This window comes from Robiginitalea myxolifaciens (assembly GCF_900115205.1).
GTDB lineage: Bacteria > Bacteroidota > Bacteroidia > Flavobacteriales > Flavobacteriaceae > Robiginitalea > Robiginitalea myxolifaciens.
In genome coordinates this window covers 837,616-855,217 of record NZ_FOYQ01000002.1, presented here as the reverse complement: position 1 = coordinate 855,217, position 17,602 = coordinate 837,616, and the positions used below count along the sequence as shown (strand labels likewise).

General features: G+C 49.9%; 18 protein-coding genes. 8 read left to right on the top strand and 10 right to left on the bottom strand.

What is annotated here, in order from left to right; all coding sequences use genetic code 11:
- Positions 1 to 102: 102 nt before the first annotated feature.
- A complete protein-coding gene (locus BM318_RS11800) occupies positions 103 to 912 on the bottom strand; it encodes a glycosyltransferase family 2 protein (protein WP_245759823.1) in 810 nt (269 codons plus the stop codon).
- A gap of 190 nt (positions 913 to 1,102) precedes the next feature.
- A complete protein-coding gene (locus tag BM318_RS11795; RefSeq protein ID WP_092982792.1) occupies positions 1,103 to 1,918 on the bottom strand; it encodes a 2,3,4,5-tetrahydropyridine-2,6-dicarboxylate N-succinyltransferase in 816 nt (271 codons plus the stop codon).
- Between the two features lie 107 nt (positions 1,919 to 2,025).
- Between BM318_RS11795 and ruvX the strand changes: the two genes are divergently transcribed.
- The 3 genes from ruvX to BM318_RS11780 are packed head-to-tail and all read left to right on the top strand — an operon-like array spanning position 2,026 to position 3,486.
- Complete coding sequence (gene ruvX / locus BM318_RS11790) at positions 2,026 to 2,430, top strand: Holliday junction resolvase RuvX (protein ID WP_245759822.1); 405 nt, start codon at positions 2,026 to 2,028, stop codon at positions 2,428 to 2,430.
- On the top strand, positions 2,427 to 3,017 hold the full coding sequence (gene def, locus BM318_RS11785) for a peptide deformylase (protein ID WP_092982790.1): 591 nt from the start codon (positions 2,427 to 2,429) through the stop codon (positions 3,015 to 3,017). Before ruvX ends, def begins: the two co-directional genes overlap by 4 nt.
- A 52-nt stretch (positions 3,018 to 3,069) precedes the next feature.
- Positions 3,070 to 3,486, top strand: coding sequence for a DUF5606 family protein (locus BM318_RS11780; RefSeq protein ID WP_092982789.1), 417 nt, complete (start codon positions 3,070 to 3,072; stop codon positions 3,484 to 3,486).
- Here BM318_RS11780 and BM318_RS11775 read toward each other — a convergent pair.
- The 4 genes from BM318_RS11775 to BM318_RS11760 form a co-directional block, all read right to left on the bottom strand.
- The gene (locus tag BM318_RS11775; protein WP_092982788.1) at positions 3,483 to 5,102 is read right to left on the bottom strand and encodes a beta-N-acetylhexosaminidase; all 1,620 of its coding nucleotides are present in this window, start codon (positions 5,100 to 5,102) and stop codon (positions 3,483 to 3,485) included. The two genes, BM318_RS11780 and BM318_RS11775, sit on opposite strands and share 4 nt — an antisense overlap.
- 83 nt (positions 5,103 to 5,185) lie before the next feature.
- Positions 5,186 to 5,860, bottom strand: coding sequence for an SGNH/GDSL hydrolase family protein (locus BM318_RS11770; RefSeq protein WP_245759821.1), 675 nt, complete (start codon positions 5,858 to 5,860; stop codon positions 5,186 to 5,188).
- Entirely contained in the window at positions 5,857 to 6,750 is an 894-nt protein-coding gene (locus BM318_RS11765; protein WP_245759820.1) for an alpha/beta hydrolase, read from the bottom strand. The genes BM318_RS11770 and BM318_RS11765 overlap by 4 nt, the downstream gene beginning before the upstream one ends.
- A 67-nt stretch (positions 6,751 to 6,817) precedes the next feature.
- Complete coding sequence (locus tag BM318_RS11760) at positions 6,818 to 9,298, bottom strand: SMP-30/gluconolactonase/LRE family protein (protein ID WP_245759819.1); 2,481 nt, start codon at positions 9,296 to 9,298, stop codon at positions 6,818 to 6,820.
- A 111-nt stretch (positions 9,299 to 9,409) separates the two neighbouring features.
- On the opposite strand from BM318_RS11760, the gene mazG reads away from it, so the two are divergent.
- Genes mazG through BM318_RS11735 form a run of 5 tightly spaced genes read left to right on the top strand, consistent with a single transcriptional unit; the run spans position 9,410 to position 14,079 of the window.
- Positions 9,410 to 10,228, top strand: a complete 819-nt coding sequence (mazG, locus tag BM318_RS11755) for a nucleoside triphosphate pyrophosphohydrolase (RefSeq protein WP_092982787.1) — start codon at positions 9,410 to 9,412, stop codon at positions 10,226 to 10,228.
- Entirely contained in the window at positions 10,228 to 11,607 is a 1,380-nt protein-coding gene (locus BM318_RS11750; protein ID WP_092982786.1) for an MATE family efflux transporter, read from the top strand. Before mazG ends, BM318_RS11750 begins: the two co-directional genes overlap by 1 nt.
- A gap of 18 nt (positions 11,608 to 11,625) precedes the next feature.
- Positions 11,626 to 11,853 (top strand): hypothetical protein, encoded by a 228-nt coding sequence (locus tag BM318_RS11745; protein ID WP_092982785.1) that lies wholly within the window; start codon positions 11,626 to 11,628, stop codon positions 11,851 to 11,853.
- A gap of 1 nt (position 11,854) precedes the next feature.
- Positions 11,855 to 12,424 (top strand): phosphatase PAP2 family protein, encoded by a 570-nt coding sequence (locus tag BM318_RS11740; RefSeq protein WP_092982784.1) that lies wholly within the window; start codon positions 11,855 to 11,857, stop codon positions 12,422 to 12,424.
- On the top strand, positions 12,421 to 14,079 hold the full coding sequence (locus tag BM318_RS11735; protein WP_092983517.1) for an ArnT family glycosyltransferase: 1,659 nt from the start codon (positions 12,421 to 12,423) through the stop codon (positions 14,077 to 14,079). The genes BM318_RS11740 and BM318_RS11735 overlap by 4 nt, the downstream gene beginning before the upstream one ends.
- Here the strand turns inward: BM318_RS11735 and BM318_RS11730 are convergent.
- From BM318_RS11730 to BM318_RS11715, 4 genes are read right to left on the bottom strand one after another with little or no spacing between them, the layout of a single operon-like run.
- Complete coding sequence (locus tag BM318_RS11730; RefSeq protein ID WP_092982783.1) at positions 14,069 to 14,959, bottom strand: lysylphosphatidylglycerol synthase transmembrane domain-containing protein; 891 nt, start codon at positions 14,957 to 14,959, stop codon at positions 14,069 to 14,071. The genes BM318_RS11735 and BM318_RS11730 overlap by 11 nt on opposite strands.
- A complete protein-coding gene (locus BM318_RS11725; protein ID WP_092982782.1) occupies positions 14,943 to 15,902 on the bottom strand; it encodes a glycosyltransferase family 2 protein in 960 nt (319 codons plus the stop codon). Before BM318_RS11725 ends, BM318_RS11730 begins: the two co-directional genes overlap by 17 nt.
- A 6-nt stretch (positions 15,903 to 15,908) precedes the next feature.
- Complete coding sequence (meaB, locus tag BM318_RS11720) at positions 15,909 to 16,892, bottom strand: methylmalonyl Co-A mutase-associated GTPase MeaB (protein WP_092982781.1); 984 nt, start codon at positions 16,890 to 16,892, stop codon at positions 15,909 to 15,911.
- Between the two features lie 3 nt (positions 16,893 to 16,895).
- Positions 16,896 to 17,459, bottom strand: a complete 564-nt coding sequence (locus BM318_RS11715; RefSeq protein ID WP_092982780.1) for a DUF2911 domain-containing protein — start codon at positions 17,457 to 17,459, stop codon at positions 16,896 to 16,898.
- Positions 17,460 to 17,602: the final 143 nt, after the last annotated feature.

The following is a 17,602-nucleotide window of genomic DNA, read 5'->3' as shown; positions in this document are numbered from 1 at the left end:
GGTTGGCTAACCCGAATTAATCGAGAGCAGCAAAAATACTAACTAAATTCTAAGCAAAGGGCAGGCTTAGGCAGCAGGTATGCCCAAGCGGGTATGTGCCTGTCAGGAAGCCTTGGGCAGGGGGTAAGGCACCTGGGAAGCGGGTAAGGGTCTGCGCACAGTGGTGCTGGTACTCGTTTTTCTGGCACGGGCTCCTCGGAGCATTCTGAATTGTACGAGGTAGCCGTAGGCATCGAGATAGCAAATGGTTACCCCGCGCATTCCATCGAGGATACCGAGGCGGAAGAGATAGTTATAGCAGAATTTCCAGATAGGTTTCAAGAGTAACAACGCCATCTTGGGTCTGCGCTTACCCTCCAGTACCTCCTGAGCTTTAAGTCGGCCATAGAGGACCATCTTCTGTTTGTAAGAAGCAAAATCCCTGTAGCAATAGTGCAGGAGCTGGTTTTTCAGGGCTGCCGTTTTTCCTTTGATGTCGAGCTTTTCGTGAACCAGTCGGTTGGTGGAATAGCGCGCGCAGTCTTTGCGGAAGAGCCTGATATTCTTATCGGTTTGCCAGCCGCTGAACTGCAAGGGGATATTTTTGAACATGAACTTCCTGTAAAACCAATAGGCACTTACGCTTTGATCATTTCGGGCAATTACCTCGCGGATCTCCCGAGCCAATTCCGGGCTCACTTCCTCATCGGCATCGACAAAGAGAACCCAGGGCTGACGGGCCTGATCCAGCGCGAAATTCTTTTGTTCAGTAAAGTTGCGAAAGGGTTTACGAATTACGCGGACTCCGGGGCGATTCAGCAAATATTCATAGGTGCCATCTGTACTTCCGGAATCGACAACAATAATTTCAGTGGCAAAATCCACGGCATTCAAACAACGGGCGATATTGCTGATTTCGTTGTACGTAATCATCAAAACGCTTAATCCGGTATCTTTCCTGCTATCCTTCATAACAACTGGTGTCGTTTGGGTTCGACCCCCTATTATAACAGGAAAACCACTTAAAAATTATATCCAAATTGGTTTCCCGGCGACAAAAGTAGGATAAAGATTACAATAAACCAGTTTCTATCCGGTGTAATCCCCCGGAATAACGGGAGTGTCAGACGGCTACGTCGTACTCTCTGAGGGCATTGTTGAGGGAAGTTTTTTTGTCCGTGCTTTCTTTGCGCTTACCGATAATAAGGGCACAGGGAACCTGGAATGACCCGGCCGCAAATTCCTTGGTATAACTTCCGGGGATTACGACTGAACGCGCTGGGACCCTGCCTTTATATTCAACCGCTTCGGACCCACTAACGTCGATGATTTTGGTTGAGGCGGTCAGTACGACATTCGCCCCGAGAACGGCTTCTTTTTCTACGCGAACCCCTTCGACCACGATGCAACGACTACCAATAAATGCGTTGTCCTCGATAATTACAGGTGCCGCCTGCAGCGGTTCCAGTACCCCGCCGATTCCCACGCCACCACTCAGGTGAACATTTTTCCCGATCTGGGCACAACTCCCTACCGTGGCCCAGGTATCCACCATAGTTCCCGTGTCTACATAGGCCCCGATATTGACATAGCTGGGCATCAGGATCGTCCCGGGGGCGATATAGGCACCATGACGGGCAACGGCATGCGGAACTACGCGAATTCCGCGTTCCTTGTAATTCCGCTTAAGGGGGATTTTGTCGTGGTATTCAAAAATTCCCGCTTCCAGCGTTTCCATCTGCTGAATGGGGAAATAAAGCACAACACCCTTCTTAACCCAAGACTGGATGATCCATCCGTCGGCACTGGGCGCTGCACACCGCAGTTCCCCCTTATCCAGGAGGTCGATTACCTCGCGAATAGCCTGCTGGGTTTCCGCCTCTTTGAGTAATTCCCGCTGCTCCCAGGCAGCTTCAATTTGTTTTTGTAATTCCTTCATGCCGCTAATTTGCGCAAAGATAGTTTGCCCACTTCAATTCCCCGAGCCGGTTTACAGGTATAACTAATTATGGTTTATTTTTGCAAAAAAAAGCTTTGGGCAGGATTATGGCGTTGGATTTTGGTGCAAAAAGGACGGGTATAGCCGTTACGGATCCTTTGCAGCTTATAGCTTCTGGTCTGACGACATGTGCCACAGAGCATCTCCTGGATTATATTGAGAAGTACTATCGGGAAGAAGGCCTGGATGCCCTGGTTGTTGGACAACCCAGGAGAATGGACCATTCGTTTTCGGCGGTGGAAACAGAAATTCTCGAATTCATAACTGCACTGGGAAAGCGACTTCCGGAATTGAAAATTGAACGGGAGGATGAACGGTTCACCTCGAAAATGGCCGCCGATGTCCTGGTCCGCGGAGGAATGAAAAAGAAAAAACGAAGGGAAAAAGGGGCGCTGGACCAGGTGAGCGCTACCCTGATCTTACAATCATATCTAAGTAGAACGCAACCATGATATTACCCATTGTAGCCTACGGGGACCCGGTACTTCGCAAGAAATGCGAACCAATAGGGGAAGACTACCCGCAACTTAAAGAGCTTATTGCCAATATGTGGGAGACCATGTATGCGGCGAATGGGGTAGGGCTGGCAGCCCCCCAGATCGGACGGGATATCCGCATCTTTTTGGTAGATACAGAACCTTTCGCAGATGATCCGGACCTGGACGATGCCGAGCGGGAACAACTCAAAGGTTTTCAACAAGTATTTATCAACGCCGAAATACTGGAGGAAACCGGAGATTCCTGGAGTTTTAATGAAGGGTGTTTAAGCATTCCGGATGTCCGGGAAGACGTTAGTCGCAAACCCGAGCTTACCATTCGATTTCTCGATGAGGAATTTCAGGAGCACACACTAACTTTTGATGGTCTTTTGGCCCGCGTTATTCAACATGAATACGACCATATCGAAGGCGTATTGTTTACCGATCACATAAGCACCTTAAAGAAACGGTTGTTAAAGAACAGGTTGTCCAACATCAGTAAGGGTAAGATTTCAGTGGATTATAAAATGCGCTTCCCGGCCATGAAGCGCAAGCGATAATTTTAGCATATTTGCACCCTCAAATCAATCGTCTAAGTTATACTGATCAACTATGAGTCTTGAGAGAATCTTATCTATTGGAGGAAAACCCGGTCTTTACCGATTGATTACCCAAACCAGAACGGGTTTTGTGGCGGAATCGCTGCTGGACGGGAAGAAAATCTCCGTGGGTATGACCGGAAATGTGAGCGTGCTCTCAGAAATCGCTATTTATACCCTGGATGAGGAACTGCCTTTGCGTGAGGTATTCTCCAAAATCAAGACTCGGGAAGCTGGTAAAAAAACAGCGATTTCCCATAAGGCCGATAAGCTGGAACTCGAGGAATTCTTCTTCGAAGTGCTACCCAACTATGACGAAGACCGCGTTTATGCCAGTGATATCCGCAAGGTAATCCAATGGTATAACCTGCTGGTCGAAAAAGGCCTCGACGATTTTTCCGAACCGGAAAGTGAGGAAGCCAAGTCTTAGTCTTTAATGGCTGGCTCCGGAAGTTCCATCTCCGGCCAGGGAATCAGCGGTGATTTGTAGTAGTTGATCTCCATTCGCCGGAAATAAGGCGCCTGTGCTGCAAGTCGCAAGCGATAGCTTTCCCAATCTCGATTTTCCTCTTTACTCCAGGCCAGTTCTGCATAGCCAGATAAACGTGGAAATGCGAGAAATTCCAGCTCTGAAAGCTCACTGATGGTCTCGGACCAAAGCGGGGCTTCGACCCCAAGGATGTCGTCGCGATCCAAACCGGCGGTATAGGAAACAGGATTCCACTGGTAAGCGGTATCCACCGGGATATATCCTGCCCAATGCAGACCCAGGGGGGACAGGGAATCGTACTGCATGTCCAGGTAAGCTTTCTTAGCGGGGGAGAGGATAACTTTCATCCCTTGAGCTACAGCTTTTTGCGCGTTTTCCTCGCTAGCCCAGAATTGGGCAATGCTGCTAGAATCGAGCTTGGCGATGGCCATTTCGTCCCAACCAACCATTTGTTTCCCATATTTGCGCACAATGGGTTCTACCCGCTCCATAAAATAGATGTAATCACTTTGGGACGTTACGTGGGTTTCGTCTCCACCTACATGAAAATAAGGCCCTGGAGTGATCGCCGAGATTTCCCGTACGACATCGTCAATGAAACTGTAGACCGTATCCTTTCGGGCATCCCAGGTACTGAAACCAACCCGGGTACCCGTATACAGTTCAGGGGTTTTGCCATTGCCGTTAAGGAAAGGATAGGCCACTGAAGCGGCATTCGTATGGCCGGGCATATCCACTTCGGGTACAATGGTAATGAATTGCTCGGCGGCGTAAGCCACGATATCTTTGTATTCTTCCTGGGTATAATAACCTCCAGGTCCACCGCCTACCTCTGTACTTCCCCCGACTTCTGCCAGCAGCGGCCAGGATTTAATTTCGATACGCCAGCCCTGGTCATTGGTCAACCCAAGGTGCAACACATTCATTTTATAATAGGCCATGATATCGATATATTTTTTTACGTCTTCGACGGAAAAGAAATGCCGGGCCACATCGAGCATGGAACCCCGATAAGCAAATTCCGGGGCATCCGTGATCTTTCCGGTCGGTACCGCCCATATCGGAAATTCGGCCAGGGTATCATTGGCAGTTTCAGGCAATATCTGTCGCAGGGTTTGCACGGCCATAAAAGCTCCAGCTGCACTACCCGCATTGATCAGGAGAGAATCTCGGGTAATGTACATATCGTAGTCTTCTGGCCCTTTTTCTGTATCCGTATTCAGATATATGGCCCGGTGGATATCGTTTTCTGCTGAACCGTTAACGGGCAGGCGGAGGCCAGTCCGACTCTGCAAGCGGTCAGCGAGGTAATCTGCAATTTCGAGGAGTTCCCCATCTGCGGCCGGGGCATAAATTCCCGTGTGCCGGTCAATACCAAAAGCATCCCCTGTGGGCACCACTTCATCGGGTATCGGCATAAAGGGGGAAGCGGAAAGATCGGTCTCCGGGTACACTATTTGAGGCCTTTTTTCTTCCATACAAGCGGTAACTACCAGGAAAAGTCCGAGCATGGCCAGACTACGGATCAGGCTGGTTCCGAAGGAGGGTACTTTCATTACTTGCTGAATTGTTTTGCGGTACATGGTTGCGTTTGTTATTTAACGGGTGGTATTTAGATTCTAAACTTGTCTTTATAATTTCAGGGCTGCAGGACTAATGGCCCAAGGACATTGGTCCAAATCGCATATCCCTTGGCATTCATGTGGAGTCCATCTTCGATAAAGAGAGAAGTATCGAGTTTTTTCCCCATATGCAGCATGGGGGTCCAGACATCGGCAAAAACCAGTTTTTCGTAAGAGCCGGCCAGCTTCGCCAGGTGACGGTTCAGACGTCGGTACTTGCCGCGTAAATTCCAACGGCTTATACTGGGCTTAACCCCGATAAGTACAATAGGGATATCGGGAAAATCACTGCGTATTCGGTTAATGATCTCCACCTGGGTTTCGAGGACCTCGCGGGGGCTCTTCCCGTTGGCCAGGTCGTTATCGCCCTCGTAAATAAAAACTTGGGAAGGTGAGAAGCGCAGTACCAAATCGTCCAGGAAATAGAGTAAATCCTCTGATTGGGATCCCCCGAATCCGGTATTGAGGATTTGTTGCTCCGGAAAGGTTTCTTCCAGTGTTTTCCAAAGTCTTACGCTGGAACTTCCGGTAAATACGATAGCCTCACGCGAAGGGTCGTAAATACTATCAAGGCGCAACCCCAATTGCTGCACTTCCTCCGTAAATTCCTGGACCGTTTCCGTTTGCTGAGCGCAGATCGCACCACTCAGACTGAACATTACCAGGAACGCAAGCAAAGATCGTTTCATCATTTATTGGGTTTTTTGGAATTGGAAAGTACATGAAGCTCGGCCCATTCGTGAAAGCGGGATATCCAGCTGTCGGAGGGCAGGTTTTGTTTTTTCATCCCAAAACCGTGTTCGCCTTTGCTGTACATATGGAGGGCAGCAATAGCCCCCGATTTGTGCCAGGAGGAATACAAATCCACACTTCCCTTTACGAACTCAGGACCATCATCTGAAGCACATACGATAAAGATGGGTTGCGGGTTTTCCGGTGCAGGCCGCACGGCATATGCATCGGTCCATGGGTAAATAGGAGCCAGAAAATCGGGACGTTGTTGGTCGCTTCCTGTATAACCCACACCCATAGTCACAGCGCCACCCGCAGAAAAACCCATAAATCCTATTTTATCCCTTTCAATTGCAAATGTCGCTGCCCGTTCCCGAACCCAGGCCACTGCAGCCAGGCCGTCCTCAATCGAATACGGAAGTACTCTGGCCACCGGTTCTAATACCTTTTGGACGTCTTCCGCCCAAAGGGCCGAAATTTCCTGTACCCCATCCTCGCCGGTAGGTACCAGTCGATATTTGAGGACGAATGCCGTATAACCTCTTTGGTTAAGCCATCGGGCTACCTCCCTGCCTTCATTTTCAATACTTAGGCCAAATAAGGCCCCTCCGGGTGCTATTATTATACCTACCCCGTTGTTTGTTCCCGGTTCAGGCCGGAAGATTTCAAGACTTGGTGTCGAAACATTGGTCACGACATCCGTATCCCATATTTCGGAAAAATAATGTCTCTCCTGTCCGACCCAGGCGGTGTCGCTGGCTACTTCGTAGGGTAAAGGTATACTGTCGGATTGCGCCTTGGTGTGTTGAATCATCAGGAGTGCTGCAATGGAAATCAATAGGTATTTCATATTCACTTTGGAAAGTTAACAGATTCACGGGTAAAAGTGCCCGTTTTAAGCGTTAAACTCAATTCACTTAGCGAACTCCAGGTACTTGTGTGCGCAGCGTATAAACAGCGTCCATGGCAGTAATAATGAGCGTTTTCCGGTCTTTCCCCCCAAAGGTAATATTGGCTGTCCAGTCTTCCGGGATTGGGATGTGCTGTATCCATTCTCCCGCCGGATTGTAGACATCGACTCCGTATCCGGTGAGGTAGAGATTGCCTTCACTGTCTAGGGTCATACCATCAGACCCCTGGGCGGCGTGGAGCTTGCGGTCCCCGAGACTTCCATCTTCACCAATAGTATATCGATAGGTCTTAGCATCCCCGATATCGGCTACATAAAGGTATTTCCCGTCTTCCGTTCCTATGATGCCATTGGGCTGCACCAGTCCATCGGCCACTAGCTCAGGTTCGCCTCCGGGTTCCCGGATCACATATACCCTTTCCTCCTCGATTTCTTTGGCTTGTCGGTTCCACCAGGGACGTTGGTAGTACGGGTCCGTAAAATAGATCCATCCTTTGGGATGCACCCAGATATCATTAGGACCGTTCAGGTTACTGGACTCAAACTGGGAAGTTAAAACTTCGATAGAATCGGCCTCATGAATCCGCCACAACTCAAATTTTTCGTCGGCTGCTGCCAGCAATTTGCCTTCCCGATCCCAATACAGGCCGTTAGCACGACCCGCGGGCTCCATAAAGGTAACTATGCTATCGGTATCGGCAATCCAGCGCAGGATGCGGTTATTGGGTTGATCGGTAAAATATACGTCCCCGTTTTCTGCGGTTGCCGGACCTTCCGTAAAGCTATACTGCTCCGATAGCAATTTCAGACTTGCCCCTTTTTCGGCGATTTCTGTGGTTCGGGCTTTCCGGGCCGCGGGACCCTTTACAAACCTGCCCGGTGTGGCGCCGGTATGTTCCCCTTCAGCAAGAACAATTCCTCCATTAACCAACACATATTCCATGCCGGTGGCGTATTGGTGGGGTTCTTCAAAGGTGGCTTTATCCTGAATACTATCCGCGTTAAATACCACTACGTCGGCAAAGAATCCGGGTTGCAGTTGGCCCCTGCGGTCCAGGCCAAGGTTGGTAGCAGGTAAAGCGGTGAGTCTGCGAATGGCCTCCTCCAGGGAAATTACTCCCCGCTCCCTTACGAAGTGGGACAGTAAGCGCGCAAAAGAGCCATAGGCCCTGGGATGGGTACTCTGTTCGAGAAAGACACCAGCAGCGGTATAGGAGCCGGCATCCGAACAGATGGCCATATAGGGCAATTTTAATTTACGCTCCACATTTTCCTCGCTCATGGAAAAATAGACTACCTGAATGCGACTATTGTCTTCGAAAATGAGGTCGGTCACAGCCTGGGCGGTATCGATACCGCGTTCAGCAGCAACTTCGGCCAAAGTCTTACCGATGAGGTCCCGCATCTCCGGATTGCGAAAGCCTACCAATAGTATGTTTTCCGGCGGAACATGAAATTTGGTTTCTGCGATCATTTGCCTGCGGCGCACCGGGTCTTGCATTAACTTCATCGTACTGCTATGCCCGCCGTCTTTTGCCCAGGCCGGCAAGAGCACGTTGAGTCCGGTTGAGCTCGCGTTATACATGTACATGTCCGTGCTAACCTCCAATCCGCGATCCCGGGCTCCTTCTACCAGGGCAATGGCACTATCCAAGAGTCCCCAATTATCCTGACCAGATGCTTTAAAATGGTAGATTTCTGAGCGGATGTCTGCAGCATCTGCTATTTCGATCAATTCCCGGACTGCATAGAGCAAACTATCCTCCTCATTGCGTATGTGGGAAATATACATTCCCCCGAAATCAGCCGCTACGCGCGCCAGTTCTGTGATTTCCTTCGTACTCGCATGCCCGCTGGGCACATAGATTAGTGAGGTGGAAAGCCCAACAGCGCCCTCGGTCATCGCTTGACGCAATAACCCTTTCATATGATTTAGTTCTTGCTGGGTAGGTTCCCTTTTTTCGTAGCCCATAACGTACTCCCTCAGCGTCCCATTCCCTACAAAAGAAGCGACATTCGTACTCACTCCCCGATCTTCGAGATGCTGCAAATATTCGCCTAAAGTAGACCAGGCAATTTCGTAGGTAATATCCTGTTGTCTCGCCTTTTGTGTAGCTTTCATTTCCTCGCTCCAGGGTCCCATGGAACGCCCTTCCCCCAGAATTTCAAGGGTTACCCCCTGGCGGATATCGCTCTGTGACCGGCCATCGATAAGCAGGGAAACGTTCGCCCAGCTAAGCATGTTTATAAATCCCGGGGCCACGTGTAAGCCCGTGGCATCTATGTTAGTGGAGGCTTTTGCCGCGCTGAGGTCGCCAATAGCGGCAATGGTATCTCCGCGAATCCCCAGATCCGCACTATACCCGGCAGATCCGCTGCCATCAAGGATGGTTCCCCCGCGAATAATGGTATCAAAAGATTCCGGCTGGCTACAACCAGCTAGCAAGAGGATCAAAAGTGCGGTGCAGCTCGATTTTGGAAAGGTCATCAGTACTATTTTTTAGCTGCCTTAAATTACGCCAAATGCTCCGGATGCCCAAAGCGCGATTCTCGTACCTTTGCGCCTAAGTCATCGAGAAGGTGCATAAAGAAGAATACTATGAAAGAAGGTAGTTCCCATCAAGATCCAATAGCCGTTCAGGCAGGCAGGCGCGCCGCTCAGCTCGCTGCCCTGGATCGGTTACTAACCATTATGGATGAGCTCCGGGAAGGCTGTCCCTGGGATCGCAAGCAAACTTTGCAAAGCCTGCGGCACCTGACTATTGAAGAAACGTACGAGTTAGCCGACGCCATCCTGGAGGACGACCGGGTTGAAATCTCTCGGGAACTGGGCGATTTGCTCCTTCATATTGTTTTTTATGCGCGGATAGGTTCCGAAACGGGGGATTTTGACATTGCTGATGTCGCTAACGGTATTTGCGAAAAACTCATTCGCAGGCATCCGCATATCTATGGAGACACCCAGGTCAGTGGCGAGGAGGAAGTAAAAGCGAATTGGGAGGAAATTAAACTCAAAGAAGGTAAAAAAAGCGTACTGGAAGGCGTTCCGATGAGTTTACCCGCCCTGGTTAAGGCCAATCGGATACAGGAAAAAGTAGCAGGCGTGGGATTTGATTGGGAAAACCCCGGTCAGGTGCTCGAAAAGGTTCAGGAGGAATTCCGGGAAATGGAGCAGGCGCGCCAGAGCAAAGATCCCGAAGCCCTGGAAGCGGAAATGGGCGACGTGTTTTTCGCCATGGTTAATTATGCTCGCTTTCTGGGTATCAATCCGGAGAACGCTCTGGAACGCACCAATAAAAAATTCATCCGTCGTTTTCAATACCTGGAGAGCGAAGCGGGTAAAGCGGGCAAAGCCCTGCGCGATATGGATCTCGAGGAGATGGACCGATACTGGGAAGCTGCCAAGAAGTTGGAATAATGCAGCAGTACACCCGGGAATTCAAAACCAATTTTAAACTGGCCAGCCCGGTAATCCTGGGGATGCTGGGGCACACCTTCGTTGCCTTTGCAGACAATATCATGGTGGGCCGATTGGGTACTGCCGAACTCGCAGCAGTATCCCTGGGGAATAGCTTCATCTTTATCGCCATGTCCCTGGGAATAGGATTTTCAACAGCCATTACTCCGCTGGTGGCAGAAGCTGATGGCGCCGGTAACCCCAGGGAGGTCAAGCGTACGTTTAAACATGGCCTGCTTTTATGCACCATCCTGGGTATTGCCTTGTTCGTGGCCATTATGTTGGCAAGACCATTACTCCATTACATGGAACAACCCCCCGAAGTGGTAGCCCTGGCCATGCCATACCTGAGCTGGGTTGCCCTGTCCCTGATTCCCCTGGTAATCTTTCAGGCGATGAAGCAATTCTCGGAAGGGCTTTCCCAGACCCGTTATCCCATGTATGCCACAATCCTGGCGAACATTGTGAATATTGGGATTAATTACGTGCTCATTTTTGGGGCCCTGGGATTTCCCAAACTTGGGGTAACCGGTGCCGCTATAGGTACCCTGGCTGCCCGGATAGCTATGTGTTTTATCCTCTGGGGCTTGTTTAAGCGTCGCAAATTCTTCCGTCCCTATATCACGGACATCAAATTTCGCGTCATTGAGAAAGGGCGCTTTCGTAAAATCATGAACCTGGGCTTTCCCTCTGCCCTACAATTTTTCTTCGAAGTCGCCATTTTTACGGCTGCGATCCTGTTGAGTGGGGTGTTGGGTAAAAATCCTCAGGCAGCCAATCAGATTGCACTGAATTTAAGTAGCATGACCTTTATGTTTGCCACCGGGTTTGGTGTGGCAGCAATGATTCGGGTGGGCAACCAAAAAGGGCTGAAGGACTATCCGGAACTAAAGCGAATCGCCCATTCTATTTTCTGGATGTCGGCCTTGTTTATGGTGGGCTTTGCCTTGATTTTCTTTTTTGGCCGCCACTTGCTGCCACATCTCTATCTTGATCCCCAGGATCCCCTGAACCGGGTCGACAACCTGGAGGTGATGGCTATTGCAGCAGAATTGCTGTTGGTCTCGGCCGTCTTCCAGATATCGGACGGGCTGCAGGTAGTGATACTTGGAGCGCTGCGGGGCTTGCAGGATGTTCGCATCCCAACGCTGATTACGTTTATTGCCTATTGGGTCATCGGTTTCCCGATTTCCTACATGCTGGGCCTTATGACGGATTTGGGAAGTACCGGAATCTGGATCGGCCTCCTGGCGGGCTTAACCGCCTCCGCGATTATGTTGTATCTTCGATTTCGATATAAAACCAACCGACTTTTAGTGTCCAGTGAGGCAATGGTTTGACCTATTATTTAAAGAACTATGGACCTTCCTAAATTTTTATTAGCGGATAACACCGATTTCCCCGAGGAGATCTTTGTAATCCACACGGAGTATCCAAGATTCATCATTAATCTCAAGGACGACCAGGTAGAATGGCTGGAGGAATTTGCCCAATCCGACCGCAAAGACCTGGAGGACGAATCAACGACTTTGATTCAGGAAGCCATGGACTTCTATGATCGGGAGGTAAGCAGATACGACGCCTGAGATGTGGGAATCCCTGTTAGATACTGATCGCCAGTTTTTTTTGTGGCTCAATGGAATGGGCGATCCTGCCTGGGATACCTTCTGGCTCACCCTTTCCGACAAATGGGCGGCCATACCGCTTTATCTCCTTCTTTTATTGGTGTCCCTTAAACAATTAGGTTGGAAACGCACCGGATTCTTGTTGGTATCGATTGCCTTGCTCATTACCTGTACGGATCAGCTCACGAATTTTTTTAAAGATGGGGTAATGCGTCCCCGACCCTGCCACGCAGCGGATCTGGAAGGCCTGGTGCGTTTGGTAAAGGCTTCCTGCGGTGGGAAATATGGATATTTTTCTGCCCATGCAGCCAATAGTGCTGCGGTAGCGGCCTTCTTTGCCACCCTGTGGGCGGGCAAATTGCAGCCCTGGGGTTGGATCCTGGTTTTCTGGGCCTTTTTGGTAGGGTACAGCAGAATATATTTGGGCGTTCACTATCCTTTGGACGTCCTGAGCGGTCTTCTGGTCGGCTTGTTGTTCGGGTGGATTTTTGCCCGGCTCTATACCCTGGCCATGCATAAGTGGATGCCATGATCAGTAAACGATTTTTCTGGACCTTTTTTCTGGGAATCCTCCTGGTCTACATCCTGGGGCTGTTCAATACCCTGATGGAAAACGATTCTGCCCAATTTGCTGTAATGGCACAGCGAATGGTGCAGCAAGACGACTACCTGAGCCTGGTGAAGGGGGTTGAAGAGTACCTGGACAAACCCCATCTGCATTACTGGCTCGCCGCCGCTTCCTATAATGTGTTCGGTATTGCCGATTGGGCCTATCGTATCCCGGCCCTGCTGGCAACCCTGCTGGCTGCCTTCAGTTGTTTTGGGATGGGGAGGCTGTACTACTCAGCCGATGCCGGCCGGTTGGCAGCGCTCATTTTCATGAGTGCCCAAACGATAGTGCTATCGGTAATCGATGTGCGAACCGATGCTGTTCTTACGGGCTTTGCTGCTTTCGCGCTCTGGCAATTATTGCGATATCTGAAGCTAGGGAGTACCCGGGGCTTGTTCCTGGGAGCTCTTGGGGCAGGTCTGGCTTTTTCAACCAAGGGCCAAATAGCTCTGGTGGTCATCGGCTTACCAATTCTTGCGGAACTTGTTTATTCCCGCAAGTGGAATCGACTGCTGAATTGGCGTCTGCTTCCGGCTGTACTGATTTTTCTGCTGGTTATTTCCCCGGTATTGTATGCCTATTATCAGCAATTCGACTTACATCCCGAAAAGGTTATTCGCGGTCGGGACAATCGCAGCGGGGTACTCTTTATCCTTTGGGAACAGAGTTTTGAGCGATTGAGCGGGGAAGGAGTTGGCAAGAATAGCAGTGATTACTTCTTTTTCTTCCATACGTTCCTTTGGGTATTTCTGCCCTGGACGCTGATTGGGATAACGGCTTTCGGGCATCGGGTAAAGCAACTGTGGAAGGCCTTCAGGGGCAATGCGCAACGGCCCGAAGAAGCCTGGTCTGCAGGGGGGATAACCCTGATTTTTATCCTGATAAGTTTTGCTCAGTTTAAACTGCCACACTACCTGAATATAACGATACCCATATTTGCGGTTCTGGCCGCCTCCTATCTGCTTTCCTGGAGAAGCGAAAGCCTGATGAAATTTTTGAAATGGGGTCAGATCGTCATTGCCTGCCTGGTATTGATCGCTATAGGGGGGATTAGTCTGTGGGTATTTCCGCTGCCGTCCCATCTTGGAATCTTACTGAGCCTGGGGGTAGCAGGACTGCTGTGGTTTAGCTATAACAGAGAATTCCAACTGCCCTTGCGTATCGCAGGATTGGGTCTGGCGAGCGCAATCTTGCTCAATGCCGTAATGAACGCTCACTTTTACCCGCGCCTGCTGGAGTTTCAGGCAGGTTCGGAGATTGCCCGTAGTTTGGAAAAAACCGCTCCAGAAGCCGGACCTATTTACAAGTTGGGCGACGGGCATACCTGGGCCATGGATTTTTATAGCGGAAGCCCGCTGCGGATAACCAGCCCGGAGCAGCTCAAAGAAAGCAATGAGGTCGAATGGATCTATGTCAGTCGCAAGCAGCTGGCAACTATTTCGGAAATGGGACTCGAAGCCGATACAGTTCTCGCAGCCGACCAGTTTCGCATTACGCGGTTGCAGGCCCGTTTTTTAAACCCGGAAACGCGGACAAAGGTGCTTAATAAGCGATACTTACTTCGTCTCAAGCGCTAGATTCCCCGGACCGGGAAGGTCCTTCTAGTCCTAATCCTCTTATTTGAAACACCACGCCAAAAAAGGAAACAACAAGCGTAATACCCAGGAAAAGTAAACTTATGGACAGTGCAACGGGCTCTTCCAGTCCCCACCATTTAGAACCATAGAGAAAGACAAATTCGCGCAGTCCGACACCTCCAATGGAAATGGGGAGTATGGCTGCGACACTACTGGCCAGGAAAAGTAGTAAGTACGGAAGGAATTGCGATTCCACCCCAAGTGCCATAAGTAGCATAAAGGCAGCACCTAGTTGGGCCAGCTGCACCAATGCGGAAAAGGCGAAGGCCGCCCAAAATGCCTTTTGAAGGTAAGCGAACAACCAACGGTGACCATAATAGAAAATGAGGAATCCCAACCCTATGGCAATAGGCACAACCCAACGGAAGGCACTGATGCTTTCTGGATTTAATACAAAGAGCAGGATTAGCGCATAGGTTAGTAAAGCAATCAAACCACTTACCCGATCGAGGATCAGTACCCCGGCCAATTTCTTTCCCGAAGCTCCGAATTTACGATGCAAGACCACTCCTTTATAGGCATCACCCCCGATTCCCCCGGGAAGGAACAGGTTGTAGAACATCCCCAGCAAATAGAGTTTCAAATTATCCCGGGTCGATAGGGGTACTTCGATTTCATGGAAATAGCGGTTGAGCCTGAAGGCCGCTAGGACTTTTGATACAACAAAAAGTATTAGTGCTGTAAATACCCAAAGCAGGTTGCTAGTCTTCAGGGTTTCCCATACTTTCTGAAGTGGAATCTGCCGAAATACAAAGAAGAGCAGCGCGGCGCTGATTAGGATCTTCAGGGCGGTTAGCGCCCTTTTACGCAGTTTGGCCACCTATCTGGACTTTTTTGACGCGATAGGGGCGCTTGCTTTGGGACTCATAGTAGGTACGGATGAGCAACTCCATAACTATCCCTATGGTGAATAGCTGAATTCCCCCAAGGATAAACATCATCCCAAAAATCAGCAAGGGACGTGTACCAATATCCTGTCCAAATCCGAATTTCACAATCAGCAGGTACATATTGATCGCGATTCCCAGCAAGATCAGCAACACCCCGAAAATTCCGAAAAGGTGAATTGGTCGTTGGAAATATTTGCGGATAAACAGCAGGAGCATCATATCCGCAATGACCTTAAAGACACGCTCCAGGCCATACTTGGAAACACCTGCGTGCCTGGCGTGGTGGCGAACCGGCACCTGCTTAATCTGGGCTCCCTCCAAATGGGCCAGCAGGGTAATAAACCGATGCATCTCCCCGTAGAGGTTCAGGTCTTTGGCTATGGTTTTGGTGAACACCTTCAGGGCGCACCCATTGTCTTTGATATCCAGTTTGGTGACCCGTCGAACCAGGAAATTTGCGATTTTAGAAGGAATCTTTTTGACCAGAGAATCCTTGCGCTTCTGCCGGATTCCGGTAACGACATCATAGGATCCGTCGAGTACAAAAGGCAGCATTTTAGGGATGTCGCCCGGGTCGTTTTGCAAATCCCCATCCATGGTAATAATGTATTCCCCGGAAGCATAATCCAGTCCTGCTGCCAATGCCAGGCTTTGCCCGTAATTCTTTTTAAGACAAATCAGGTGAACCTTGGGATCGGCCAAACCATTGACTACCGAACGCGTATTATCCGTAGAAAAATCGTCTACATAAACGATCTCATAAGAATATCCCTGAAGGCTTTCATGAATTTTCTCAGTGAGCAAGCCAACATTGTCTTCCTCATTATACAGAGGGACAACAACAGACAACAAGGATGAGGTTAAAACCTCCATAGCTGGTTATTTGGCCTCAAAGGTAATCTTTTTGAGCAGCATCTCCGCAGCCCGGAAGGGGCTGAGGTTCCCTTGCGCGACCTGCTCTTGGAGCCTTTGGTATTCTTCCCTGATTACCGAGGATTCCTGAAAGATCCGTTGCATTCCGGAATCCAGGGTATTTTGCATCCAGGCGATGTTTTGTTCAGTCCGCTTTTTATTCCAGCTGCCTGAGGTGCGGTTCTCCACCGCATATCGGGACAACAGTGCTTCGATTTCATCAAATCCGGATCCTTCCAGAGAGGAACACAGAAGCACTTTGGGGTCCCATCCGTTGGGTTTGGGAGGATACAGATGCAGCGCCTTCTTAAAGGTCGTTTGGGCGGTTCGTGCCGCAGCCATGTTCTCGCCATCCGCCTTATTAATAACCAGGGCGTCGGCTAATTCTACTACACCTCTTTTAATTCCCTGCAGCTCATCTCCGGCCCCGGAAATTTTAAGTAAGAGGAAGAAATCCACCATCCCGTGCACGGCCGTTTCGCTCTGTCCAACCCCAACGGTTTCCACCAGGATTATATCGTAACCAGCCGCTTCGCAGAGCGTAATGGTTTCCCGGGTTTTTCGAGCCACCCCACCCAGGGAATCCCCGGCAGGGGAAGGTCTAATAAATGCAGCATCGGCACGGCTTAATTCCTGCATCCGTGTTTTATCCCCGAGGATACTTCCTTTGGTAATGCTGCTACTGGGATCTACGGCCAATACAGCAACCCGATGCCCGGCAGCGATATAGCGCATACCCAACTGCTCGATAAACGTACTTTTTCCGGCTCCGGGAACCCCGGTAATCCCTATTCGGTAACTGTTGGATTTAATTTTCAGGCAGGCCTCAATAAGTTGTTGGCCGGTTTGGAGATCTTCCTCCCGCCGGCTCTCCACCCGGGTTATTGCACGGGCCAGGGCCGCCCGGTCCCCGCTTTGAATTGCAGCTGCCCAGGAATCTATATCAGCCATCAATTAATAGTTTATAGGAACCTGTATTTCGGTCTGGTCCCAGCTAAGACTCAGATATAGTCCGGAGTTGTTTGCTCTGAATTCCAGAAGTAACTGCTCTTGCGGAGCGGTCAATTCGCCTGCGGCCACGATACTATTTACCACATCGGATTCCGGATCACGCGAGGTTTTCTCGCCACCCGACATAAGCGTAACCCCCCAATCGGGTACTTCCTCATTAAGGATAAAGATCCACTGATCGGGGTTTGGAATGGTCCACAGGGAGTATGTCCCCGGAGCTAATCGCGTACCGGCAATTTCAATTTCCCTATTCGTTGTAAAAGTAGTGGGCTCATTTGCACCCGTACGCCATACCTGCCCGTAGGGCACGAGCCCTCCGAATATTTTCCGGTCTTTTTTGTAGGGACTGCAATAGGTTACCTCAAGTTCAACGCCTTTATTACTGTACTGGGCGGTCTTTTCGGGACTGTATTTCTTAGTCTGTTCCCGCAGATAGGGTATACCTACGAAATACGTCAGGAGAACAATTGCCAGCAATACAATGCCGATCCATTTGAGTACCTTCATAAAACTGACCTTTAGCCTTAAAGGTACGAAATCACAGGAGGCCGGGAGGAACGCCTGTCCCGGTTTGCAAAAAATTTCAAAAAAAATACAGGCTTTTGCAACGTCGCATTTTTTGAATCGTCTTTAGGATAACAACACTTTTA